At 67.3% G+C, this 19813-nt stretch carries 29 protein-coding genes and 1 tRNA gene; 3 read left to right on the top strand and 27 right to left on the bottom strand.

Annotated features, from left to right (window positions below):
* The first annotated feature begins 21 nt into the window (after positions 1–21).
* A complete protein-coding gene (locus AC57B5_RS08630) occupies positions 22–987 on the top strand; it encodes a hypothetical protein (protein ID WP_496399278.1) in 966 nt (321 codons plus the stop codon).
* A 33-nt stretch (positions 988–1020) separates the two neighbouring features.
* On the opposite strand, the gene AC57B5_RS08625 is transcribed toward AC57B5_RS08630, so the two are convergent.
* Complete coding sequence (locus tag AC57B5_RS08625; protein WP_496399277.1) at positions 1021–1515, bottom strand: hypothetical protein; 495 nt, start codon at positions 1513–1515, stop codon at positions 1021–1023.
* A gap of 181 nt (positions 1516–1696) precedes the next feature.
* Here AC57B5_RS08625 and AC57B5_RS08620 point away from each other — a divergent pair, with 181 nt between their 5' ends.
* On the top strand, positions 1697–2026 hold the full coding sequence (locus AC57B5_RS08620; RefSeq protein ID WP_034394585.1) for a hypothetical protein: 330 nt from the start codon (positions 1697–1699) through the stop codon (positions 2024–2026).
* Positions 2027–2136: 110 nt separating this feature from the next.
* Here the strand turns inward: AC57B5_RS08620 and AC57B5_RS08615 are convergent, their stop codons facing one another.
* From AC57B5_RS08615 to AC57B5_RS08585, 7 genes are all read right to left on the bottom strand, one after another.
* The gene (locus AC57B5_RS08615; protein ID WP_496399444.1) at positions 2137–3315 is read right to left on the bottom strand and encodes a DUF1501 domain-containing protein; all 1179 of its coding nucleotides are present in this window, start codon (positions 3313–3315) and stop codon (positions 2137–2139) included.
* 68 nt (positions 3316–3383) lie between these two features.
* Positions 3384–4754 (bottom strand): DUF1800 domain-containing protein, encoded by a 1371-nt coding sequence (locus tag AC57B5_RS08610; protein ID WP_496399276.1) that lies wholly within the window; start codon positions 4752–4754, stop codon positions 3384–3386.
* Between the two features lie 74 nt (positions 4755–4828).
* Positions 4829–5386, bottom strand: coding sequence for a periplasmic heavy metal sensor (locus AC57B5_RS08605; RefSeq protein WP_496399275.1), 558 nt, complete (start codon positions 5384–5386; stop codon positions 4829–4831).
* Positions 5387–5388: 2 nt separating this feature from the next.
* Positions 5389–5916, bottom strand: a complete 528-nt coding sequence (locus AC57B5_RS08600; protein ID WP_496399274.1) for a hypothetical protein — start codon at positions 5914–5916, stop codon at positions 5389–5391.
* Positions 5913–6521 carry an RNA polymerase sigma factor gene (locus tag AC57B5_RS08595; protein ID WP_279214254.1) on the bottom strand — a complete coding sequence of 203 codons (609 nt, stop codon included), beginning with the start codon at positions 6519–6521 and terminating at the stop codon, positions 5913–5915. Before AC57B5_RS08595 ends, AC57B5_RS08600 begins: the two co-directional genes overlap by 4 nt.
* Before the next feature lie 42 nt (positions 6522–6563).
* Positions 6564–6827 (bottom strand): hypothetical protein, encoded by a 264-nt coding sequence (locus tag AC57B5_RS08590; RefSeq protein WP_071957157.1) that lies wholly within the window; start codon positions 6825–6827, stop codon positions 6564–6566.
* 209 nt (positions 6828–7036) lie between these two features.
* Positions 7037–7110: transfer RNA gene (locus AC57B5_RS08585), tRNA-Gly, on the bottom strand.
* Between the two features lie 208 nt (positions 7111–7318).
* Between AC57B5_RS08585 and AC57B5_RS08580 the strand changes: the two genes are divergently transcribed.
* Positions 7319–8602 carry a tyrosine-type recombinase/integrase gene (locus AC57B5_RS08580; RefSeq protein WP_496399273.1) on the top strand — a complete coding sequence of 428 codons (1284 nt, stop codon included), beginning with the start codon at positions 7319–7321 and terminating at the stop codon, positions 8600–8602.
* On the opposite strand, the gene AC57B5_RS08575 is transcribed toward AC57B5_RS08580, so the two are convergent.
* The 19 genes from AC57B5_RS08575 to AC57B5_RS08485 form a co-directional block, all read right to left on the bottom strand.
* Positions 8599–8910 (bottom strand): helix-turn-helix transcriptional regulator, encoded by a 312-nt coding sequence (locus AC57B5_RS08575; protein ID WP_080736915.1) that lies wholly within the window; start codon positions 8908–8910, stop codon positions 8599–8601. The two genes, AC57B5_RS08580 and AC57B5_RS08575, sit on opposite strands and share 4 nt — an antisense overlap.
* A gap of 133 nt (positions 8911–9043) precedes the next feature.
* A complete protein-coding gene (locus AC57B5_RS08570) occupies positions 9044–9511 on the bottom strand; it encodes a hypothetical protein (protein WP_496399272.1) in 468 nt (155 codons plus the stop codon).
* Positions 9508–10104, bottom strand: a complete 597-nt coding sequence (locus AC57B5_RS08565; RefSeq protein WP_496399271.1) for a phiTE_072 family protein — start codon at positions 10102–10104, stop codon at positions 9508–9510. Before AC57B5_RS08565 ends, AC57B5_RS08570 begins: the two co-directional genes overlap by 4 nt.
* Entirely contained in the window at positions 10094–10372 is a 279-nt protein-coding gene (locus AC57B5_RS08560; RefSeq protein ID WP_496399270.1) for a hypothetical protein, read from the bottom strand. Before AC57B5_RS08560 ends, AC57B5_RS08565 begins: the two co-directional genes overlap by 11 nt.
* Positions 10373–10375: 3 nt before the next feature.
* The gene (locus AC57B5_RS08555) at positions 10376–10582 is read right to left on the bottom strand and encodes a hypothetical protein (protein ID WP_496399269.1); all 207 of its coding nucleotides are present in this window, start codon (positions 10580–10582) and stop codon (positions 10376–10378) included.
* A complete protein-coding gene (locus AC57B5_RS08550) occupies positions 10575–12473 on the bottom strand; it encodes a hypothetical protein (RefSeq protein WP_496399268.1) in 1899 nt (632 codons plus the stop codon). Before AC57B5_RS08550 ends, AC57B5_RS08555 begins: the two co-directional genes overlap by 8 nt.
* 138 nt (positions 12474–12611) lie before the next feature.
* Positions 12612–13808 carry a DNA cytosine methyltransferase gene (locus tag AC57B5_RS08545; protein ID WP_496399267.1) on the bottom strand — a complete coding sequence of 399 codons (1197 nt, stop codon included), beginning with the start codon at positions 13806–13808 and terminating at the stop codon, positions 12612–12614.
* A gap of 108 nt (positions 13809–13916) precedes the next feature.
* On the bottom strand, positions 13917–14201 hold the full coding sequence (locus AC57B5_RS08540; RefSeq protein ID WP_496399266.1) for an H-NS histone family protein: 285 nt from the start codon (positions 14199–14201) through the stop codon (positions 13917–13919).
* Between the two features lie 52 nt (positions 14202–14253).
* Positions 14254–14952: a hypothetical protein gene (locus AC57B5_RS08535; RefSeq protein ID WP_496399265.1), complete on the bottom strand. Its 699-nt coding sequence runs from the start codon at positions 14950–14952 to the stop codon at positions 14254–14256.
* Entirely contained in the window at positions 14942–15166 is a 225-nt protein-coding gene (locus AC57B5_RS08530; RefSeq protein WP_496399264.1) for a hypothetical protein, read from the bottom strand. Before AC57B5_RS08530 ends, AC57B5_RS08535 begins: the two co-directional genes overlap by 11 nt.
* Positions 15163–16224 (bottom strand): recombinase RecT, encoded by a 1062-nt coding sequence (locus AC57B5_RS08525; RefSeq protein ID WP_496399263.1) that lies wholly within the window; start codon positions 16222–16224, stop codon positions 15163–15165. Before AC57B5_RS08525 ends, AC57B5_RS08530 begins: the two co-directional genes overlap by 4 nt.
* The gene (locus tag AC57B5_RS08520; RefSeq protein WP_496399262.1) at positions 16221–17030 is read right to left on the bottom strand and encodes a lambda exonuclease family protein; all 810 of its coding nucleotides are present in this window, start codon (positions 17028–17030) and stop codon (positions 16221–16223) included. Before AC57B5_RS08520 ends, AC57B5_RS08525 begins: the two co-directional genes overlap by 4 nt.
* 79 nt (positions 17031–17109) lie before the next feature.
* On the bottom strand, positions 17110–17394 hold the full coding sequence (locus AC57B5_RS08515; protein ID WP_496399261.1) for a hypothetical protein: 285 nt from the start codon (positions 17392–17394) through the stop codon (positions 17110–17112).
* Complete coding sequence (locus AC57B5_RS08510; protein WP_496399260.1) at positions 17391–17606, bottom strand: hypothetical protein; 216 nt, start codon at positions 17604–17606, stop codon at positions 17391–17393. The genes AC57B5_RS08515 and AC57B5_RS08510 overlap by 4 nt, the downstream gene beginning before the upstream one ends.
* On the bottom strand, positions 17603–18142 hold the full coding sequence (locus AC57B5_RS08505) for a hypothetical protein (protein ID WP_496399259.1): 540 nt from the start codon (positions 18140–18142) through the stop codon (positions 17603–17605). Before AC57B5_RS08505 ends, AC57B5_RS08510 begins: the two co-directional genes overlap by 4 nt.
* Positions 18143–18466: a hypothetical protein gene (locus AC57B5_RS08500; protein WP_496399258.1), complete on the bottom strand. Its 324-nt coding sequence runs from the start codon at positions 18464–18466 to the stop codon at positions 18143–18145.
* On the bottom strand, positions 18454–19176 hold the full coding sequence (locus AC57B5_RS08495) for a hypothetical protein (protein ID WP_496399257.1): 723 nt from the start codon (positions 19174–19176) through the stop codon (positions 18454–18456). Before AC57B5_RS08495 ends, AC57B5_RS08500 begins: the two co-directional genes overlap by 13 nt.
* Before the next feature lie 7 nt (positions 19177–19183).
* Positions 19184–19384, bottom strand: coding sequence for a hypothetical protein (locus AC57B5_RS08490; RefSeq protein ID WP_496399256.1), 201 nt, complete (start codon positions 19382–19384; stop codon positions 19184–19186).
* Positions 19374–19715, bottom strand: a complete 342-nt coding sequence (locus AC57B5_RS08485) for a hypothetical protein (RefSeq protein WP_496399255.1) — start codon at positions 19713–19715, stop codon at positions 19374–19376. Before AC57B5_RS08485 ends, AC57B5_RS08490 begins: the two co-directional genes overlap by 11 nt.
* Between the last annotated feature and the right edge of the window lie 98 nt (positions 19716–19813).

Raw genomic sequence — 19813 nt, 5'->3', positions numbered from 1 at the left:
GCATTGCCCCACCGCAGCACCGTGACCTCCTCCACACCCGACGAATTCGAAGCCCTGCACGACCAGGCCTATGCAGACATGGAATGCGGCGCGCTGGCCGAGGCCGCCCAGGCCTTCGAGGCGCTGGCAGCCCACATGCCGGACAACCGCCACTACCACTACATGCTGGGCCTGGCGCGCAAGTACCAGCGCGATTGGCAGCCATCGCTGGAGCACAACCTGCGCGCCATTGCACTGGCCGGGGAAGACGATGAAGCCAGCCTCTGGAATGGCGCCATCGCGGCCACGGCGCTGTCCGACTGGACCACGGCGCGCAGGCTGTGGAAGGCCTGCGGCATCCAGGTGCCCGGTGAGCAGGGCCCCATCGAGGGTGACTACGGCGTGGCCGTGGTGCGCCTGCACCCCTGGCAGGGCGGCGAGACCGTGTTCATGCGCCGCATCGACCCCGTGCGCGCCCAGTTGCTCAACGTGCCGCTGCCCGAAAGCGGCCATCGTTTCGGCGACATCGTGCTGCACGACGGCGCCTCCACCGGCCAGCGGTTCAACGGCCAGCGCGAAGTGCCGGTCTTCAACGAGCTGCAGCGGCTGGAGCCCTCGGCATTCCAGACCTTCGTGGTCTTCATCACCTGCGCCAATGCGCAGGACTTGCAGGAATTGCTGGGTACCGAAGCCCCGGGCATCGGCTATGCCGAGGACTGGACGGCCAGCATCCGCCACTACTGCATGCGCTGCAGCTACGGCACGCCCCACCAGCATGCCGAGGCAGCTTCGCCACGCGAGGGCGAACCGTCCTGGCAGACCGATCGCAACCTGGGCATCGCCGCAGTGGACCGCGCCGCCGTCGATGCCTTGCTCAACGCATGGCAAGCCGGGGGCGCCGGGCGCCGTATCGACGCAGTGCAGACCCGCGAACTGCCCGTGCCCGACGAGGAAGAAAGCTGGGCCTGGTGGGTAGGGCCGGAGGGCGCGGAGGATGAGGCGCCGTAGCTGAGCAATGCGAGCGAGCATGGCCCGCATCGATCACCGACCCTGTGCGCGGGCCCCCTCAAGTCCGGGCGCGTGAAGCCGGACCCTGAAGCCTTCCGACACGCTGTAGCGAGGGATGCCGTGCCCCTCATACCGCCGCATCAGGCAAAGAAAGCGGTGCTTGAGCTGCATGGCCGCGCTGAACTCTTCCCAGGCGATCAGCGCACAGGGTGAATCGCCGTAGGTACTGCAGATGCGCACCTGGCGCTGGTCCGGCTCCATCTGCGCCCAGCCGTCCTCACGCAGGCTGACTGCGCGCACCTGAGGATTGCGCAGATCCAGAAGCTCGGCGAGATAGGGCAGGTCCAGGTCGTTGAGCCAGAAGTAATTGAAGAAGTGGTGCATCACGTCCAGTGCATCGGGCGAGCCCCGGGCTTCGAGATCCATGTGCATGCGTGCGATGCCATCGCAGACGCTCATGCCCCGCACACGCACTGCGCTCAACTGGATGTCTTCGGTGGTGTTCTCGCAAGAGAGGGTGTGCTGCATGCTGCCTGGTGAGGTGGGACGGATACGGTGCTTGCCAATGTAGCGTGCACGGCCCCGGATGGACGATGGACTTGCTTGATCCGCGACGGATTGGCCTTGGCCGTGCGTTGAAGTGATGTGGCAAGCCGGCATCGGCTTTCTGCAAGCAACGTCCGTCCACATCCTTTCAAGGAGAAACACCATGTCCCTGCGCAAAGCCTTCATGCTCGTCATTGCCACTGCTTCGTTGGCCGGCCTCGGCAGTGCCGCATCCGCCGCCACCTGGGACCAGGCCCATCCGCGCCGTGCCGAGGTCAACGGCCGCCTGGCCAACCAGGATCGGCGCATCCACAACGAAGTGCGCAAGGGCGAGATCAGCCATGGTCAGGCGGCTGCGCTGCACCAGCAGGACCACAGGATCCGCCAGGAAGAACGCCTCATGGCCAGCCAGAACGGCGGTCATATCACGCGCAGCGAGCAGCATGTGCTGAACCAGCAGGAGAACCAGGTCAGCCGTGAGATCGGCCACTGAGCAGGCACCGAGCAGCCACCGGTCAGATCTCGCCAGATCTTGCGCACATGACACAAGGGCCGGCCGCCTTGAGGCGCCGGCCCTTTTTCATGTTGGCGTGCGGCCCGCGTTCAGGACCTCAGCAATGGCGGCAGCGACCGCGCCGGGGCACCGCCTGGTAGGGCATGGCCTTGGGGGAACAGGTTGCGCGCCAGCCGCTGCGGGTCGATGCCGAAGCACTCGCCGGCTGCCGAGGCAATCAGCGCATCGACGCTGGTGGTCGGTTTCAGATCCCGGTTCTCCAATAGCTGGCCGGGCTGCAGGCCAGGCCAGTCGGCCAGCACGCGGCCGCCCTGAACCGCGCCGCCCATCAGCATGGCGACGGCGCCTGTTCCGTGGTCGGTGCCGCCGGTGCCGTTGGCCGCGGCCGTGCGGCCGAACTCGGTGGCCACCAGCACCACGGTCTGCGACCAGGTATCGCCGAGGCCGTCATGCAGCGCCGCAATCAGTGCATCGAGGTTCTTGAGCTGGGCTGCCAGCCGGTTGTTTTGTGCACTGTGCGTGTCCCAGCCGCCGGTTTCGATCATGGCGATGCGCGGCCCGTCCTGGCGGGCAAGAAAGCCGGCTGCCAGCTTGCCCAGGCTGGCGCCATCCAGGCGCGGCCGGTTGTTGCCACCGTCCATGGCCACGCCGCGCGTGTCCATGGCGGAAGTCCAGAGAGCATGCAGCTGCGCATCTCCCTCGTAGAGCCTGGCCACGCGCAGCAGCAGGTCGTCACTGGCCTGGGGCAGGGAGGAAGGCGCGTAGGAGGCCACTTCCGCCGCCCCGCGCAGCGCCATGGGCACGGTGGGCGCGAAGGCAATGGCCTCTTCCCGGTGCGGCAACTGGGCGACCAGGCGGTTGAGCCAGCCGTCCTTGACCTGGTAGGGCGCGCTGCCTCCGGTTTCCAGCACGTTCTGACCGTCGAAATGCGAGCGGTCGCTGTAGGGCGATGCGACCGCGTGCACGAACAGCGCCTGGCCCTGGGCGTAGAGCCTGCCGGTCTCGGCCAATGAGGGATGCAGCGCGAACATGCCGTCCAGCCGCGTGGCCGCAGCCGTGTCCACGGCGATGGCGCCGCGCAGGCGGGCGTAGCCGGGGTCGGCATAGGGAATCAGGGTCTCCAGCCCGTCGGCCGCGCCGCGCTGGATGATGAACACGAAGCGGCGCTCGGTGGCAGCACGCGCCAGCGCCAGGTGGGGCGCGGCCAGTGCCAGCCCGGTTCCTGCGGCCAGCAGGCCCAGGAAATGTCGGCGATTGCGCCTGGCCATCGTGGTGGCCGCGATCGCCGTGCTGGTCGCGATGTTCGTGGCGGTCGTATGGATCGTGGTCATGGTGTTCACCTGCGCAGGAAGTCGGGCGAGACCAGCAGCAGCGCGAGTGCGCCGCTGCCGCTTTCGGATCGGGCAATGGCCTCGGCCGTGCCCGCGCCCAGTGCATCGCCGGGCAGCAATCGGGGTGCCAGCGCGCGCGCATCGACGCTGTTGCCGGCCTGGGCTGCGAGCCGCTGCGCCAGCTCGACACGGCGCACCAGCGCATCGGGCGCAGCCCAGCTGGCGGCGATGTCGTCGTAGCCGGCCGGCGAGCCGGGGCGCCACACCGGCTGGCCGAGCTGGTTGAACAGGCCGGCGGCCTGAGCACCCTTCAACTCGCGCCGGCCCAGTGCGCGCATGGAAGAGACGGCCCATTCCCAGGGTGTCTTGAACTTCGTGGCTGGCGCGGCCCAGGGTTCTGGCGAATCGATCAGCGCGCGGTAGACGGCTGGCAGGTCCCCGCCGCTGCGCTGGTAGGCGGCCGCAAGGCGCTGCACCAGCGCGGGCGGCGGATCGTCGGCGACGAAGTGCCGTGCCAGCTTGGTCGCGACATGGAGCGCGGTAGCGGGGGAGGCCGCCAGGTCGCGCAGGATGGCCAGCGCCTGCTCCTGCCCGCCTGCGGCATAGCTGCGGCCCAGCAGGCGGCGCGGTCCGGGCTCGTGCAATGCCGGGCGGTACTGGAAGCCGGCACCGGCGGCCGGGCTGCCTGCGTCATTGCCCAGGCTCCAGCCAGTGAGCGCGCGGGCGAACTCGGTCACGTCCTGCTGGGTGTAGCCGCTGCGCACGCCCAGGGTGTGCAGCTCCATGATTTCCCGCGCCAGGTTTTCGTTCAGGCCGCGTGTCTTGTCCGGGTTGCGCCGGGCGGCGCGCTGTGCAGCGGGGCTGGCGGGTCCCACCGACTGGGCCTGGTCCAGATAGACGAGCATGGCCGGGTGGCGCACGGCGGCAAGCAACAGGTCCTCGAATCGGCCCAGCACGTGCGGGCGTATGGCCTCGGCCTCGTAGGCGCCGGCCAGGTCGAGCACCACGGGCTTTTCCACCGAGACCGCGAAGTGGTTCGACCAGAAATGCACCAGGCGTTCCACAAACGGCGCGGGTGTGTCGATGGCGCTGGCCAGGCGCGCGTTCACTGCGTCCAGGTAGCCGTTGCGTGCGCCACGGCGCAGCTGCTGGCGGGCGGCGGCGCGCTGGTCTTCAGGCAGGCTGCGCAGCTCGCGCTGCCGGGACTGGTAGTCGGACAGCAGCGCGTCCGTTTCCGTGTGACCGGCCCAGGCAGGGGGCTGTGGCTGGTAGCGCGCGAACTGGTCCAGCAGCCAGCGCTGCGGGTCGGCAGGCAGTGCTTCGTCAGGGCGGGCGCCCAGGCCGAAGCGGTTCAGGGCGATGGCGACAGAATTCATGGCTTCACCTCGAAAATCGCGGGCGTGGCGGGCGTGGCGGGCGTGGCGGGCGTGGCAGGCGTGTCCTGTGCTCCTCAGCGTCTGGCCGGGGATGCGGGCACATGGAAGGGGCCTTGCTGCGCTGCCAGCCCCTGCACCAGTGTCTGTCGCTCGGCCGGCGTGAGCTGGGCCGCGAAGTCGACCACGTGCGCCTCCACGCGCTCGCGCACCGCCGTGTCGGCGGCCCGGGTGCGTGCCAATGCAGCCTCGACGGCAGCGCGATCGAACTGCGGCGCAGCCAGCAGGCGAACCACCTCGGCGCGGCCTTCGCGGCTGCCTTGGGTCAGCGCAGCAGCCTCGCGCCGCACTTCACGCAGTCCTGTGCGGAAAGCCTGGCGCCGCTCGGGCGGCAGGCCGTCTGCGGCAAAGCGCAGTCCGCGCGCAGTGGCCGGGGGGCTGCCTGCCTGTGCTCCGGTGGGCGTTCCTGTCTGCGTGGACGTGGCTACCGACCTGGCCTCGGCCTGGTGTGCCCACCAGCGCCAGGTGCCACCGGCAATGCCGCCCACCAGAAACAGATTCAGCAGAGCAGAGGCCCACAGCCAGCGGCGCAGGTGCGTCGTGCGGGGGGCATCGCCGGTGGGGGATTCGTTCATCGTCATTCCTCGCTTCCTTCCACCAAGGCGCCGCCCGTGTCGAAGGCGGTGCCGGGCCACCAGCCGCCTTCGGACTGTGCCGGCCGGGTCGTGGGCAAGACCGTGCCTATCAGCAAGGCCACGGCCAGGGCGCCTGCGGCCACACCGGCCAGGCCCGCACCGGCGATGCTGGCGCCGGACCACCAGCCATGCCAGGGCTTGCGGCCGCTGGCGCGCACCGGCCGTGCGGGCGCAGTACCACGGGGCTGCGGCCATGCATGCGGCGATGGTTTGCCTGGCGCAGTCGCCATGCCTGGGCGCGCTTGCAAGCCGGCCAGCACTGCGCTTGCCAGCGCTGCGCTGGGGGGCGCGACGGCATGGCTGCCCAGCAGCGTGTCGAGTTCATTCGCACGGGCGAGCAAGGCCCGGGCCGCAGGCGCAAAGGCCGGCTGTTCCATCAGCGCGCGTGCCGCCGCCTGCTCCTGTGCCGGCCAGCGCCGCAGGTCGGCGCCCCAGGCGTCGGCCAACTGTTCAAAGCGATCTGGCGTCATGGTGGTGATCCTCCAGGGTCTGCGGGTGCAGCGATTGCGCTCGTGCTTGCGTCCTGCAGGCGGGCGCGCAAGCTGCGCCGCGCACGGGCCAGCAGGCTTTCCAGGGCATCCACGGAGACGCCCATGAGTGCTGCCGCCTCGGCCTGGGGCAGTGCCTGGTAATAGTGCAGCACCAGCGCCTCGCGCTGGCGCGGCGGCAGTGCATCCAGGGCAGCGGCGACCCGGGCGCTGTGCTGCGCGTGGTCCAGCTGCTGCTCCGGTGTGGGGCCGGGGTCGGCGAAGGCGGCGGCTTCGGCGTGCTCGTCCAGCGCTTCTTCGCGCCGCACCGCGCGCCGGCGTAGCCGGTCGCGGCACAGGTTGAGCACCACCTCATGCAGCCAGGTGTCAAAGCGGGCCTGGCCCGGCCGCCAGTGGCCAACCTGCTGCCAGGCGCGCACCAGGCCTTCCTGCGCCACCTCTTCAGCCTCGGCCCGGTTGCCCAGCAGGCGCTGGGCCAGACCCAGCATGCGTGGCAGCTTGCGCTCCACCAGTTCGCGGGCGGCCTGCGGCTCACCGCGGGCCAGTCTCGCCAGCAGGTCGGCATCCGGGTCATCGATTTCAGCCAAAGGGCATCGGTGTAGTGGCGGGGTCAGCCAGTGTCGCGCGGCTCAACGCCAGCCGCGATGCCAGCCGTAGACCGGATGGTGCCAGCCCCAGCCGTAGCGCGGGTGGTATTGCCACACGAAGCCGACGCTGGGCATCGGATAGGCAGGCGCCACATAGGCGACGCCCGGCGGCACCACATAGGGCCCAGGCGCCACGGGCGCAACAGGCGCTACCACGCAGCCGGCCAGCGCGGCCAGGCTGCCGGCGGCAAGCGCCAGCGCAAGCGGACGGACAGCGCGGCGAACAGTCAAACGCAATGAGGACATGAAAGACTCCTGCATCGGCCACATCAGGTGGCCTTATTGCGTTCAACGCGCGGGCAGCACAGATCCGTCGCGGGGGAGCGAAAAAATGTCGCGGAGAAAAGCGGGGGAGAGGTCGGCGGAGGGATAGATCGGGCCCGCGCGGAAGGCGGTCCGTGGGATATCAGTGGCGGATGTGTATCCGGGACTGATGGGCTTTGCTCCAGGAAATCTGGAGCGGGCGAAGGGAATCGAACCCTCATCATGAGCTTGGGAAGCTCAGGTCCTGCCATTGAACGACGCCCGCTTTGGCTAAGTCATTGTCAAGGCACGAATTTCCTCGCTAAGTGCTTGTTCTTCTTCGAAATCTCGCGCCGTTCTTGCCGCAAAACTTCAACTTAGCACCCAACGAAATCTATCTACACTTAGGACTTTGGCGTAGGTTCTGGCGTAGGTTTTTGCTTCCCCTACGCCTTTGGCAATAAAGCCTACGCCATGACTCTGGGGGAATTCTAGTGCTATTCGATTCGCGGTCCGCAAAGCAGCTTCAGCCAGGCTCGCATCTGCTCGTGCAGGGATGCGATGGATTGCGATTGGTCGCGTCCCAATCGCGCAAGACGTGGACCTATCGCTACAAGGACTCTGCTGGACTCATGAAACAGGTCAGGCTCGGCCATTGGCCAGAGATGTCGCTGGCTGAAGCCGTTTCGGCTTGGGGAGAAAAGCGAGATGGCCGCAGTGCTGGAGTTGATCCCGTTGCAGCGCGGCGCCAGGCAACCATGGCCAAGAATGGCCCAGCAGTGGCTACGACCGTGCGTGCGCTGCTGGAAGGCTTCCGCGATCACCTTGCTGGGCTACGCCAAGCCGAGGGCGCGGCCAGGGCTTGGAGCGCGTTGGAACGGATGCTGGATGAGGAGCCGGTGCTTGCAAAGACGGCGCCGCGTGACGTGACCCGCGCCCAGGCCTACGACGTGCTCGACAAGCGGCGAGACCTTCCTGCGGCAGCCAAGAAGCTACGGGCACTGCTGGGGCAGGCGTGGGATTGGGGGCTCGATGCAGGGAAGATCGATGGCGCGGCGCCGAACTGGTGGCGTAGCCTTCTCAAGGGCCAACTGCGTTCAAAGGGGAAAATCGTCGGGGGGGAGCATGTGGGGTTTCGGCGCCGGGTGCTGTCCCAGGCGGAGCTGCGCAAGCTCCTGCCGTGGGCCCGGGCCAATATGTCGCAGAGCGCGCTGGATGGGCTGCTGCTGTACCTCTACACCGGCATGCGGGGTGTCGAGATTTTTGCATTGCGCACTGAGTACGTGTCGCAGGAGGAGGATGGCTGGTGGATCACGTTCCCCGCACACCTGCTGAAGATGGAACGGGATGCAGACACTGTGGATCACCGTGTTCCGCTGTTCGGAGAGGCGCTGGAGATCGTGCAGCGCCGCGTGTCCGGAGCCTGGGAGGGATGGTTGTTCTTCACGGGCCGGGGCGGGAAGTTCCGGCCGTATCACCGCAACACGTTTTCCAGCTACGTCTATTCGTTGATGCCGGAGTCGGCCAAGGCCAAGCGGCGTGCCGGCGATGGGCTGATCTGCCCTGTGGCGGATTGGTCGCCCCACGCACTTCGGCGCACGGCGCGCACGCTGCTCAGCGCCATTGATTGCCCGGAGGATGTGGGCGAGGCCATCATCGGTCACAAACCCGGAGTCATGGTGGCCAGCTACAACCTCCACACCTTCGATGCCCAGAAGCAGGTCTGGGTGAAGAGGCTGTACCAGACCGTGCGCAAGCTTGAGGGTCTGCCTGCTTAGCCAGGTGGTGAGGCGGACTTGCCAGGTTTCCCTGCGCGGCCGTAGCCGCTGTCTGGCGCCGGCAGGCACTCGGACGGTGGCCGCGACATCACCCAGGCCTCCACCTCTGCAACGATGAAGCCCACGCGGCGCGCACTGAGCTGCCGAGGCCTGGGGAAATCGCCGGTCTGCACCAGCTTTTGTATCTGCGACTCGGACAGATCCACCGCCCGTGCTGCCTCTTGAAGGCTGATCGAGATGGGGCGCATCGTCACGATGGCCAGTGCATCACCGCCGCTGGCAGCTTCGATTTTTTCTTTCTTGGTCATGGCGTGTTCCTCGCGTGCCTGCGGTTGGTGCCAGGCGTGAAAAGGCCCGCGGGTGCGGGCCAGGTGATTGGTTCTTCGTCGCGGTGTGGCGCGCGCTTGTCGTGCCAGCCGTGTCGCTTCTTGCTGGCCATGGTCAGGTTTCCTTGATGCCTGGCAGCGGCTTGCGCGCCTCCAGCGCTGCTCTGGCCAGCCCGGTGCTCATGTTGTCGATCTGCGATATGACGCCGCGCAGCTCGTCGCAGAGGCCGAACTTCACCGCGCCACTGGCGTAGTCCGGATCGCTGCTGTAGTGCTTCTGGAAGAGGCTCATCGCAAGGCTGCTTGCCTCGCTCATGGCCTGCGCCTGGTCGGCCTGCAGGCGCTCGTTATCGGCCTGCACTCGGGTTAGCTCAGGCTCCAGGGCCTCAACTTTGCATAGGGCGTCGTGGCGCTCTGTGCGGAGGCGGTCGTTTTCTCGCTCCAGGCGTTGTAGTGCTGCAGCGGCTTCCAGCGCATCGATGCGGGGGATCGTCACTTGCGGCATGTCGGGCAGCGCGGCTGCAATCTCCAGCGCGCACGACAGCCGCCAGACCTGCTCGGAGGGTGTTGGTGCTGTGGTCACGGGGTCTGTCCTTTCTCGGCAGCCGGATCGATCTGCTTCAGAGCCTCGCGCACGGCATTGCAGATGCGCTCCAGGTAGCCGTACTCCGGGTTTGGCTCCTCGGATTCAGGGCCAAGCGCGTACCACCACTCCTGGTGGAAAACTTCTTCGAGGAGCTTGGAATGGCTCCAGCAGGAGCCCTGTGTTTCGCAGTCACTGAGATCGTCGGCTTCGTCAAACAGCTCGCGCGCCTGTTCTTTGTCTAGGCTCCCGTATTTCATCTGCGTGCGATGGTCCCGGAATCGGCGGCGCAGGCAGATCGTCTTGCGCGCGAACTTCGCCAGCGCCTCGCCGTTGAACCGCGTGGAGTTCAGGCCAGGCGCGAAGTTCTTGATCAGGTAGTGGTTGTCGCAGCTGGCGAAGAACTGCGCGATGCCCTGATCGCCCATGGCGCCCCAGTACGACGCCCAGGCTCTGCCGTAGCACTCGATGGTGATTCGGCCGCGCCCTGGCTCGATGTCATCCAGCGTGACGCGGATCGGGTCCAGCCGGTGGGATTCCATGATGTCGCTGATCGTGATGTGCACGACCGCGTTTGAGCGCTCAACCTTCATGTGGTCCTTTCTGCTGCGCCTGGGCGCGCTGCTCTCGAAAGTCCGCCACTGCCTTGATGGCCTCGGCCGTGGCCTGCTCGGCGAGGTCGGGGCGGCCGAAGAGCGCGAGGGTCCGAGCCAGTTCGCGCTGTGCGCTGGCAAGGCCCTCGAACGGGTCACGGCACATCGGGTTGCGGTTCCCAGCGCCGAAGTGCACTTCGCTGGAGTACCCGTCATCGCTGGTGTATGCGATGACGACGCGGATTCGTTTCAGTTTCGGGTCTGCCATGTGTCAGCTCTCCTTGTGCGCTGCGGGGCGCTGTGGCATGTGCACGCTGACGGTGAGTCCCGGCTCGTCCGTCAGGTCACGCAGCAGGGCTTCGGTCAGCAGGACGAGGCGGGGCAGGGCCTGCTCGGTGGGGCGGCGCACGATCTCCTGGGCGGTGGCCAAGTACTCGCGGCGCAGTGCCATGGGGTGAGTGGGGATCGCATCAGCCATTGCCGTGCTCCCCCTTGGCTGCTGCCTGGGCTGCGAGGCGGGCGTCGATGGTCGAGTCCAGTTCATCGCCACGCAGTACATCCCCCTTGCCATCGATCACGCTCCAGTGCTGGCCGCGACGGAGAAGGCGATAGCGGGCATCGTTTTGAACGATCAGCTCCGTATCGCGCACGACGTCCCCAATGACCGTCCCTGGCGCGAACAGCGGTTCCGCATCCACTGCAGGCGCAGCAGGTGCTGCCTGTGCACGCAGTACACGCGCTGCTCGGGACGGCCCGCTCAGAATCACGCCTTCCTCTTCTGGTGCGTCTGGCAGGCTGTCGAAGAATTCGAGGATGGCTTCCATCTTGTCGGCCTCGTCCTTGTGGAACTTGACCTCGCAGGAGCCATCCGGGAACGACTCGCCCCAGTCCTCCACTGCCGTGTTCACGATGCGGGCCAGCTGCAGCAGGTTCTCGATGACCTGCGTTGCGAGGGCCGAGGGCGCAGTAGGTGCTGCCAGCAGATGGTCCAGGTACTCGGATGGAGACATGGGCGGGGCGAGTTTTTCTTCCCGCTTGTTGACCGAGGGCGCAGCAGGTGCCTGGGGCGCTGCCTCGGCTGCCCGCAGAGGCGATCCCTGCAGGCCATTGCGCTTCAGGTAGTTCAGCGCATGGCCCGCGAGATCGTTGTCAGGTGCGGCCGCGCTCAGAGCCTGGGCGAGGTTCTCCACGAGCGCGACCAGGTCGTCCGTATATGCCGCAGGTGGCGGTGTAATGGTTGCCAGCATGCGGCTCCACATCTCCTTGCGCGCCCATTCCTCCTGAATGCTCACGCTGTCCGCGCCAGACCGCCGGCCTGCGTTCAGCATCTCCTGCGTTGGCTCAATCGGCACCAGCGCGAAGCCGGTCGGCACGGCCGGGGCTGCAGGCGCTTCCTGCGCTGGAGTCTGGGGCGCTGCTGCCAGCATGCGGTCTATCTCTTCATCCGCTTCGAGCGCCCGCGTGCGCAGCTCGCTGTCGTCGTAGGTCTTGCCGATGGCGTGGAGCGCGCGCCGGGCACGGTGCAGCGCTTGTACCTGCGCAGAGGTAGCCGGGGCTGCAGGCGCATCAAGGGCGGGCGCGGCGGCGCGGGCCATCCATGCGGCCCGCGCGAACTCCCACATGCCCTGATATGGCGTTCCCTGCTGGCATTGGAACCACTTCGTGAAAGCGACCTCCTCATTGCCAGCAGGGGCTGCAGGCGCTTCCAGGGCGGGCGCTGCCGGGGTGACGCGCATGTAGGCCAGCGGCATGCCGGGCTCCGTCGCAGCGTCCAGTGCGATGCCTGCCACATCGAAGTCCAGAAAGGGGCGGCGCGCCAGCCCCAACAGCAGCGTTGCCAGGGAGTCGCGCGTCTTGTCCCAGGCTACCCCAGCCACAGCGGCTGGCTGCGAAAGCGCGTGCTCCAGCACTCGCAGCGTCTCGGGCAAGTCGAGCTTTGTCTGGGCAAGGTCGCTGCCAGAGTCCTCGCCATTGATCAGGCGGCGGGCCTCGGCCTGAGCGGTACGCACAATGCCCAGCAGATCGCGCGCCCGGGGCGCCCCATCGGCAGGAGCTGCCCCGGCGTAGAGCGGCTGCGTGAACTTGCCGCCCGGGGTCACGCGCGCAGGCAGGTAGCGGCCAGCTTTCTCGCTCTCTGGGCCTTCGGGGTTGCTGTGGTTGGCCAACTGCCCAGGGCTCACGTACAGCACGGGCTGGGCCGGCTCCTCGATCTGGGCCAGGCACTTCGAGTCGCGCGCTGCGGCAAACACGTCCCTGCCGTAGGCCAGCAGTGCCGCGCGATCTGCGCCCGTCACGAAGTTCAGGGAGTGGGGCGCCATCAGCGACGTCAGGTGCAGGTCGTCGCCGGGCTGGATCTTTGTTGCTGTCATGCTGCTTCCTTGAGGATGCGCCAGTGGCTGGCAGTGGTGTTGATGACGTGGCCTGCGCGCTTCTGCAGCTGCTGGCAGGTCGGGGGCGGGGTCGGGGTCATGGGGTGCGGAAAAAGCAAACCCGCCGAAGCGGGCGGGTCAGTTGCGGAGCGCTCTGGCGAGCCGGGCGCCGATCCAGCGCACGACAGGCACTGGCCAGCTGTTGCCCAGAGCCTTGTATCGGGGGCCGTCTGGGCAGGCGTCAGCGGGCTTGCCGCGCCAGGGGATAGCCGTGTAGCCATCAGGAAATCCCTGCAGGCGCTCGCACTCGGTGGGCGTGAGGCGGCGGACCTGCATGGCGGTGATCAGCGCAGGCGGCGGGCTATTCGCATCAAGGCACGTCGTGCGCTCTTCAAAGAATTTCCCGGCGTTGTTGCTGCCGGTGTTGTGCAGCTTGGTCGTGTAGGCCACGCCGGTTGGATTGGTCGCTCCCAGGGCCGGGCTCAGGTTCTCGGTACTGGCATGCTGGGTCGCGGACATGCGTGCCGTGGCGACATCGATGGCGCCGCTCTGGTTGTTGCCGCCGTAGGCCTGAATCAGCCCGCCATCGCAGTCGAAGTCGGTTCCGAGGTCACCGCCGCCAGTGCTGCGTGAAGGGATCGCGGGAGCGACTTTCCCCGCTTCTCGGCTCGGCGCAGTATCCCGGCGCATGCCGTCCCACTCAAAAAGAACCGCTGCGGGATCGAACCCGTTTCGAGCGCTTGCGACAACGAACACACGGCGGCGTCGTTGGGCCACTCCGAAATATTGGGCGTCCAGGGTCCGCCATGCGACTGAGCGCGCTGGTCCATACACAGCACCAGCGTTTGCCCAGCGGCCCCCTGGTGGCTGAAGCGGCTCATCTTCTCCGGCAAGGCCTGCCAGAAAGCACCCGAATGCGTTGTCCTTTGTGCTGAGGACGCCCGGGACGTTTTCCCAGAGGATGCCGGCTGGAGGCTTTCCAGCGGCAAGTCGAACATGGTCAATTGCATCTGCAAGCTCCACGAATTTGAGGGTGAGATTGCCGCGGGCATCGGCAAGGGAATTGCGCAGGCCCGCGACGCTGAATGCCTGGCAGGGCGTGCCGCCACACAGGACATCGGGCGCGGACACCTCGCCGGAGAGCACGCGCCGCGCGATGGTGGTCATGTCGCCCAGATTCGGCACGGCCGGGTAGTGGTGGGCCAGCACTGCGCTGGCAAAGGGATCGATCTCGCTGAGCCAGGCGGGCACGAAGCCCAGCGGACCGAGCGCCACGCTCGCGGCCTCAATGCCGCTGCAGACGCTGCCGAATGTGATGGGTGGCGCGTTCGCCATGCAGGGTTCCTTTGGGCCAAAAAAAAGCCCTCGTGGCATACCGGGAGGGCTTTGGGGGAGGGGAGGTATCAGGGAAGGAGCCGCACGGCCCCTTCGCTCATGCATCGTTCAGTCGGGTGTGATCTGGAAGGGAGTGCGGTCCTTGCCGTTGATCCAGTTCGGCGGCTTGCCCCGGCCGGTCCAGGTGGAGCCGGTGGCGGGGTCGCGGTACTTCGGGGCGCCCACGCTGCCCTTGGCCTTGCCCTGGGGGAAGACATCGGCAGCGGTCAGGCCGTGCTCTGCGATCAGCGCGCGGGCCGCGGCGATGCCCTCGGCTTTGCGCTCGGCCTGGGCCTTGGCGATCTGGTCGTCCAGTTCGGCCTTGCGGGCCAGCAATTCGGTGTAGGAGGTCATGGGTTTCCTTTCGTGGCGCCGCGCGGGCGCCGTGGGTGGTTCAGTGGATGGTTCAGGCCTGGTCGCCGGTCACGGCCGCCGCGAATGCGTCCTCGGGCGTCTGGTTCACAGGGTGGTTCGGGTCGGTGGGCGGTTCGTCCTCGCCACCCACCTTCAGCTCCTGCTGGTCCTCGTTGTCCGGCTGGCTGGCGGGCGTGTCCGGCTTGCCGGCGCGGTAGCCCTTCTTGGCTTGCTGCAGCTCGGCCGGGGCCAGCAGCTTGATGTAGATCTCGCCCTCGGCTGCCAGGCCGGACAGCTCGCCGAAGACATCGTTGTCCTGCAGCTCGTCGCCGTTGTATTGGATGGTGCCCTTGATGGTGACGCTGCCGCCTTCGCTCAGCTCGTAGTGCAGGCCGGTCAGTACGGCGTCCATGAAGTCCACGTGGGCGTCTTCGATGCCCCAGTCCCAGATGAAGCGGTAGCCGCGCCACTTCTGGCCCTTGCCGTAGTGGTAGAGCAGGGGCAGCTGTGGGTGCCGCAGGTTCGGCAGCGGGATCAGCACGCCGGGCAGTTCGACCTGGCCGGCCGTGGCCGCCTTGTTGCAGTAGTGGTGCTCGCGCAGCCCAGGCTCCAGCAGGTCCAGCAGGGTGTTCTCGCCCGTGAGCGTGAACGAGATGTCGATTGCGCGCACCTTCTCTTCGCCGTGCAGCTCGCGCCGCGGGTTTGCGTTGGTAATGGTGACGGCCGTGGATTCGGCAAGTTCAAAGGCCATGGTGGTCCTCGGTGGTGGTGGTGGAAACAGGGATGGTCTGGCCCAGGGCCTGGGCGGCGTACTCGCGGCCGAGCTTCTCGGCCTCCAGGGAGACGCGGAAGAAGGCGCCGGAGACCTGCTCAGGGGTGAGGCTGTCCGCGCCGATGGGCAGACCTGTGATCAGGCCAGCCAGCCGCTGGGCGAACTCGGCGGCCGGGATGGTGGCGGCGGTCATGCCCCGGGCATCTCCGCGCGCAGGGCCTCGTACTTGGCATTGAGGTTCCTGCGGTCTTCCTCGACAGGCAGGTCGCCGATGAAGCTGGCCACCTCGTCCAGCTTCTCCGGGCTCTTGGCCTTGAGCATCTGGGCGAGCAGCTCGGGCGCGCTGTAGCCGATGGCGGGCGGCTGTGCTGGAGCCTGGGCGGACGCGGCCGGCGCTGCAGCGGAATCGATCGCGCCGTCCTGCTGCTGGTCGTCGCCGTGCGGCATGTCGTCCGGCATCATGGTGAACTCGCCGTCGATGATGTTGCTGTTGTCCAGGTTCTGGTCCTTGCCGGCCTCGGCCATTCCATCCAGCGCCGCGGCGGTCTGGAACTCAATGGACAGCGGCAGGTACTTGGCCAGGCGGCGGATGACGGTTTTGCGGCCCATCTCCGTGAAGTTGTCCTTCCAGGGGCCGTATTTGCCCTTGCTCTGGGTGCCGGCCATGATCTGCTCGACCTGCAGACGGCTCATGAACTCGAAGCAGTGGCCGCCATCCTTGAGCTTGGCCACGGCGTAAAAGCCGATCACCTCGCCGCGCTCGCCCATGGCGGGCCGGTGCTCCAGCTTCTCGTCCAGGCCGTAGACCAGATCGAAGGTATCCTGCTCGCAGACCTCGTGCGCCGCGATGCTCACGATCTGCCCGCTGCGCCGGGCCAGGTCGATCAGGCCTTTGTAGCCGATGATCACCTGCACGCTGTTGACCCAGCGCTCGACACCCTGCGCATCCTTGCGCTTCGTGTTGAAGGGCACGAGGTAGGCGTGGCCCAGTACCGTGTTGGGCTCCAGGCCCATCTGGGCGCACTGGCCGATGGCGCCGACCAGGCTGGCCACGTCGCACTTGGCCAGGGCCGGCGTGGTGGTGGCCGCGATCTGGGCTACCTTCAGCAGCCGCTCGGCGTTGAGGTGCTTGGGCAGCATCTTGGCGATCTCGCCGCGCTTGCTCTGCAGTAGGTGCGCGATCTGCTCCTTGGGCTTCATCTGCGCCAGGGGGCGGGCGGCGGCGGGCGCCGGAGGAATGGTGGTGGTCATGCAGGTTGCTCCTGGGTGTTGCCGCGCAGGGCGGCTTCGTACTGGTCCACCAGCTGCTTGAACTGCAGCAGCTCGGCTTCCATGGTTTCGATGTAGTCGTCGTCGCGTGGCACGCGCCAGCGCGTGAAGTCGCGGCCCATGGCGGCCAGGGCTGGGCAGTAGATGCAGAAGTCCCACCAGCGCCTGCCGGTGATCCACATCCCGCCTTGCACCTGGTCCATGAACTCGCTGATGTCGTTGTCCAGCAGGCTGGCGCGCAGGCGCAGCGGGTCGATGAGGCACTTGTATTCGGCGCCGCCGTCCGGCTCGATCAGGCCGTCTGCGCTGGCACCGAAGAAGCGGTCGGGCGTGGTGATGAAGCCGCAGGGCAGCACCTCGACGTCGGCATGCACTTCGTGCGCGGCGCGCGCCATGGGCTCCAGCTCGTGCCCGCGCCGCATGGCGTAGGTCTCGAAGCCTTCGTCCAGCGGCTCGCGGCTGCCGCGCTCGATGGCCAGGCGCAGGGCATAGCTCTTGGCGGCCTCGCTGAAGTCGCCGATGGGCAGCCCGTCGATGGCGCGCTGCACGGTCTCGGTGAGCTTGGGGCGCGTCTTGTAGCCGGCCTGCGCCGCCGCGGCATCCATGGCCATGCCGGCGCGGATGCCTGCCACCAGGGCCGCCTGTTGCTCCGTCAGGCCACCAACGCGCTCGCGCGCAGTGGAGAACATGCTGGCCGTGATGACGCCGGAGCGGTCGCGCTTCCATTCGTCCGTGCCCTGGGCGCTGTAGTGGACGATGAACTGGGGGGCGTCGGCCAGCGTGGTCATGCCAGCCCCGCAGCCACGCCCGCCAGGGCCAGCATCAAGGCGCTGATCCCGAGCCACAAGAAGAGATAGAACAGGACGTTCATGGCGTGGCCTGCTCCTCGGCCTCCGCATCCGCCTTCTTGGCCGCAGCCACACGCTGCGCAGCCTCCTTGGCGACCGCCTCCTGCACGAACTCCAGCACGGCCAGGGGGCGGTATTCCTGGGTGAGGTGGCCTTCACCGTGCAAGCGCTTGATGGGAAGAGGGAAGCCCTTGGGCTGCTGGCCGTTGCGCAAGGTGATGGACATGTAGGCGTTGCGCAGGAGGTGGTTCACTGCTCCATTGGCCAGCAGCTGGATGTCGTCGTCGGCGTAGTACTTGCTCATGCTTTTTCTCCCGTGGATTTCTTGAGAGCCTTTTCGGCGAGGTCCACTTCCCAGAAGTGGCTCCAGGATGTGGTGTGGCCGACACCCTTGAAGCCGGCCACGCCCGCGCTGTCTTTGACGATGGCCAGCAGGGCCTGCAGCGCGTGCGCCAGACCACCGTTGATCTCGGCCATGCGCAGCAGCTCGTCGGTGTTGGGGTGCTCGCGCTTCATGGCGTGCTCCAGGTGCAGGCCATGGCCGCCAGGTGGCGGGCCGCAGCCTTGTCGATCACGGACTGCACGGCGGCGCGTGCGCTTTGCGCCATCACGTCAAGCACCGAGTCCTTGATGGCCTTTTCATAGTCCCAGTACGGGAAGACGCACCCCTCGTAAGCGGACCTCAGCGCGGCAAGTGCAGCCTCTTCACAGAGTGCGCTGCTGAAGACATAGCACCGCTTCAGTGACTGCACGTCGGAGCGGATGCACTGCCGATACCCATCCATGGACCCGCTCCACCAGTGGTCTTTGAGTTTTTTCGTGGTGCCGTCCTTCATCGGGATCGTCAGTTCGCGGCCGGCGAAGGCTACGAATCGGCCGCTGCCGCGCGAAAAGACGAGCGCGTCACGGAATGGGCCGTCGGAACCGATGTAGTCATTGCCTACGCGCTCATATGTCAGCTGCAGCGGACGGTTGAGCACCAGGGCCTCTTCATCGTTGAACTGGACCACGGCCACGACGGACAGCGGCGCCAGGGTTGTCGCTTCAGGCATCTATCTCTCCTTGAAACACGAAACTGATCCGGCCTCGAAGACCGGGGTGAGGCCCTCGCAGGCACGGGCCGCGGCGCGCGCCATGCGCTGCTCCTGCGCCGTGGGCTGGGGCTCCTGGGCTTCTGCGGGGCTGCCGCCGGCCATGGCCAGCGCGACCAGCAAGCCCAGCACCAGTGCGAGCCAGCGGCCGTAGCGCGGCGGGCGCGACACGTCGAAGAAGGCAACTGCCTGCCGGGCATCGCACGGGAAGGCCTCGGCCAGCGTGCGGCGGTAGCGGGCGTCGGGGTCGGGGTTGAAGGGCTCTGCCGGGGTCACGCGCTGCATGGGGCATCCTCCAATTGAGAAGGCCTCCCGGAGGAGGCCTGCTGAACACGCTTGAACTCGACCACCCAGACCCAGGGGTTCTGGGCCCAGGAGCCGGGGCCGTTGATCTTTTCCCAAAGGGCGCGATAGGCATCAATGGCGCCATCGCCGCAGCCCTGCGCATCACACTGTTGCGGTTCGCCGCCGATGCACAGCCAGCCGCAGTCCCCGCACCGTTCGCACGATTCGGACTCCTCGGGGATGCCCTCGGCAATCGCATCCGCCTCGCTGATGTCATGCAGGCGCTCCACGCGCACACTGGTGATCTCCAGCAGGATGCGGCTGGCCCAGCGGGGCATGTGGATGCTCGGGCGCCAGCCGTGCCGGGTGGTTTCGCCGTCGGCCCTGTATTCCACGTCATCGGCGGTCAGGGCTGGCGGGTAGTAGCCCGTCTCGTGGTCGCATTCGTCCTTGAACCACCAATGCGACTCGCGCACCCACAGCCGGTCGCACACACCTCCATAGGGCGACGTGAACTGGATGCTGCCTTCTTCATCGCCGAAGGTGGTCCCGTTGTAAATCTGGCCGCGCTCCTGCGGGTCTGGCACTTCGACAACGTGGCTCAAGTTGTGGGCCATCGCTGGCTTGCAGATCCGGCGCGTCTGCGTCTTCGTGCCGGCCAGCAGGGCGCGAACCATGCTTCCTGAAAACAGGATCGGTCGTTCTTTCATGGCGTCCTCAGATTGCATCGGCGCAGTGCTGCAGCGCCTGGGGTTGGGTTGCGAGCGCAGCGCGCAAGGCTTCGGGTGCCAGCGGCTCAGGCCGGGCCAGCAGGGCGCGCAGGGATGCCTGCAGCCCGGCGTTGCTGGCCTGCAGTTGCTCGATCACGAACTCGGCCACGGCAGGGTGGCGCGCGGCCATTGCGGGGTCAGGCAGCATTGATGCCCTCCGGATAGCGGCTGGCGATGTGGGTCATGACGGCGGTGCGCACGTGGCGCGCGGCATCGCTGACCATCAAGGCGCCCAGTGCGACCAGGCTGTCGTGGTCACCGTCGGCGATGGCCTCGGCCAGCATCTCGTCGAAGGACATGGGCAGTCCAAACGGGCCGGGCATGCGCTCGTGGAACCAGTCCACCGGCGTCATGAAGGCCGCCGCGCGCTGCAGCTTCTGCATGGCGCGGGCCCTGTCTTCATCAGCCGCAGCGGCGCGGTGGTCCATCTCGCTCTCCCAGCGCTCCGCATCCGCGCAGGGGTTGGCGGTCATCAGCATGGCTGAATCTCCTGTGGTGGTGGCCGCTGCGGGCCGGGAATGAAAAAGGCCCGGAGCGGTGAAGCTGCGGGCCAGTGGAAAGAGCCGGCGCCTTTCGG

It is taken from the genome of Delftia sp. BGA-UO-ETr-SB1 (assembly GCF_059567865.1).
Note: the sequence above shows the minus strand (reverse complement) of the source record. Positions and strands in the feature narration are given on the sequence as shown.

Coding starts and splice junctions, on each gene's coding strand:
- AC57B5_RS08625 (WP_496399277.1), bottom strand. CDS start 1,515: ATGCAGCACACCCTCTCTTGCGAGAACACCACCGAAGACATCCAGTTG.
- AC57B5_RS08620 (WP_034394585.1), top strand. CDS start 1,697: ATGTCCCTGCGCAAAGCCTTCATGCTCGTCATTGCCACTGCTTCGTTG.
- AC57B5_RS08615 (WP_496399444.1), bottom strand. CDS start 3,315: ATGGCCAGGCGCAATCGCCGACATTTCCTGGGCCTGCTGGCCGCAGGA.
- AC57B5_RS08610 (WP_496399276.1), bottom strand. CDS start 4,754: ATGAATTCTGTCGCCATCGCCCTGAACCGCTTCGGCCTGGGCGCCCGC.
- AC57B5_RS08605 (WP_496399275.1), bottom strand. CDS start 5,386: ATGAACGAATCCCCCACCGGCGATGCCCCCCGCACGACGCACCTGCGC.
- AC57B5_RS08600 (WP_496399274.1), bottom strand. CDS start 5,916: ATGACGCCAGATCGCTTTGAACAGTTGGCCGACGCCTGGGGCGCCGAC.
- AC57B5_RS08590 (WP_071957157.1), bottom strand. CDS start 6,827: ATGTCCTCATTGCGTTTGACTGTTCGCCGCGCTGTCCGTCCGCTTGCG.
- AC57B5_RS08575 (WP_080736915.1), bottom strand. CDS start 8,910: ATGACCAAGAAAGAAAAAATCGAAGCTGCCAGCGGCGGTGATGCACTG.
- AC57B5_RS08565 (WP_496399271.1), bottom strand. CDS start 10,104: ATGAAGGTTGAGCGCTCAAACGCGGTCGTGCACATCACGATCAGCGAC.
- AC57B5_RS08560 (WP_496399270.1), bottom strand. CDS start 10,372: ATGGCAGACCCGAAACTGAAACGAATCCGCGTCGTCATCGCATACACC.
- AC57B5_RS08555 (WP_496399269.1), bottom strand. CDS start 10,582: ATGGCTGATGCGATCCCCACTCACCCCATGGCACTGCGCCGCGAGTAC.
- AC57B5_RS08550 (WP_496399268.1), bottom strand. CDS start 12,473: ATGACAGCAACAAAGATCCAGCCCGGCGACGACCTGCACCTGACGTCG.
- AC57B5_RS08545 (WP_496399267.1), bottom strand. CDS start 13,808: ATGGCGAACGCGCCACCCATCACATTCGGCAGCGTCTGCAGCGGCATT.
- AC57B5_RS08540 (WP_496399266.1), bottom strand. CDS start 14,201: ATGACCTCCTACACCGAATTGCTGGCCCGCAAGGCCGAACTGGACGAC.
- AC57B5_RS08535 (WP_496399265.1), bottom strand. CDS start 14,952: ATGGCCTTTGAACTTGCCGAATCCACGGCCGTCACCATTACCAACGCA.
- AC57B5_RS08530 (WP_496399264.1), bottom strand. CDS start 15,166: ATGACCGCCGCCACCATCCCGGCCGCCGAGTTCGCCCAGCGGCTGGCT.
- AC57B5_RS08525 (WP_496399263.1), bottom strand. CDS start 16,224: ATGACCACCACCATTCCTCCGGCGCCCGCCGCCGCCCGCCCCCTGGCG.
- AC57B5_RS08520 (WP_496399262.1), bottom strand. CDS start 17,030: ATGACCACGCTGGCCGACGCCCCCCAGTTCATCGTCCACTACAGCGCC.
- AC57B5_RS08515 (WP_496399261.1), bottom strand. CDS start 17,394: ATGAGCAAGTACTACGCCGACGACGACATCCAGCTGCTGGCCAATGGA.
- AC57B5_RS08510 (WP_496399260.1), bottom strand. CDS start 17,606: ATGAAGCGCGAGCACCCCAACACCGACGAGCTGCTGCGCATGGCCGAG.
- AC57B5_RS08505 (WP_496399259.1), bottom strand. CDS start 18,142: ATGCCTGAAGCGACAACCCTGGCGCCGCTGTCCGTCGTGGCCGTGGTC.
- AC57B5_RS08500 (WP_496399258.1), bottom strand. CDS start 18,466: ATGCAGCGCGTGACCCCGGCAGAGCCCTTCAACCCCGACCCCGACGCC.
- AC57B5_RS08495 (WP_496399257.1), bottom strand. CDS start 19,176: ATGAAAGAACGACCGATCCTGTTTTCAGGAAGCATGGTTCGCGCCCTG.
- AC57B5_RS08490 (WP_496399256.1), bottom strand. CDS start 19,384: ATGCTGCCTGACCCCGCAATGGCCGCGCGCCACCCTGCCGTGGCCGAG.
- AC57B5_RS08485 (WP_496399255.1), bottom strand. CDS start 19,715: ATGCTGATGACCGCCAACCCCTGCGCGGATGCGGAGCGCTGGGAGAGC.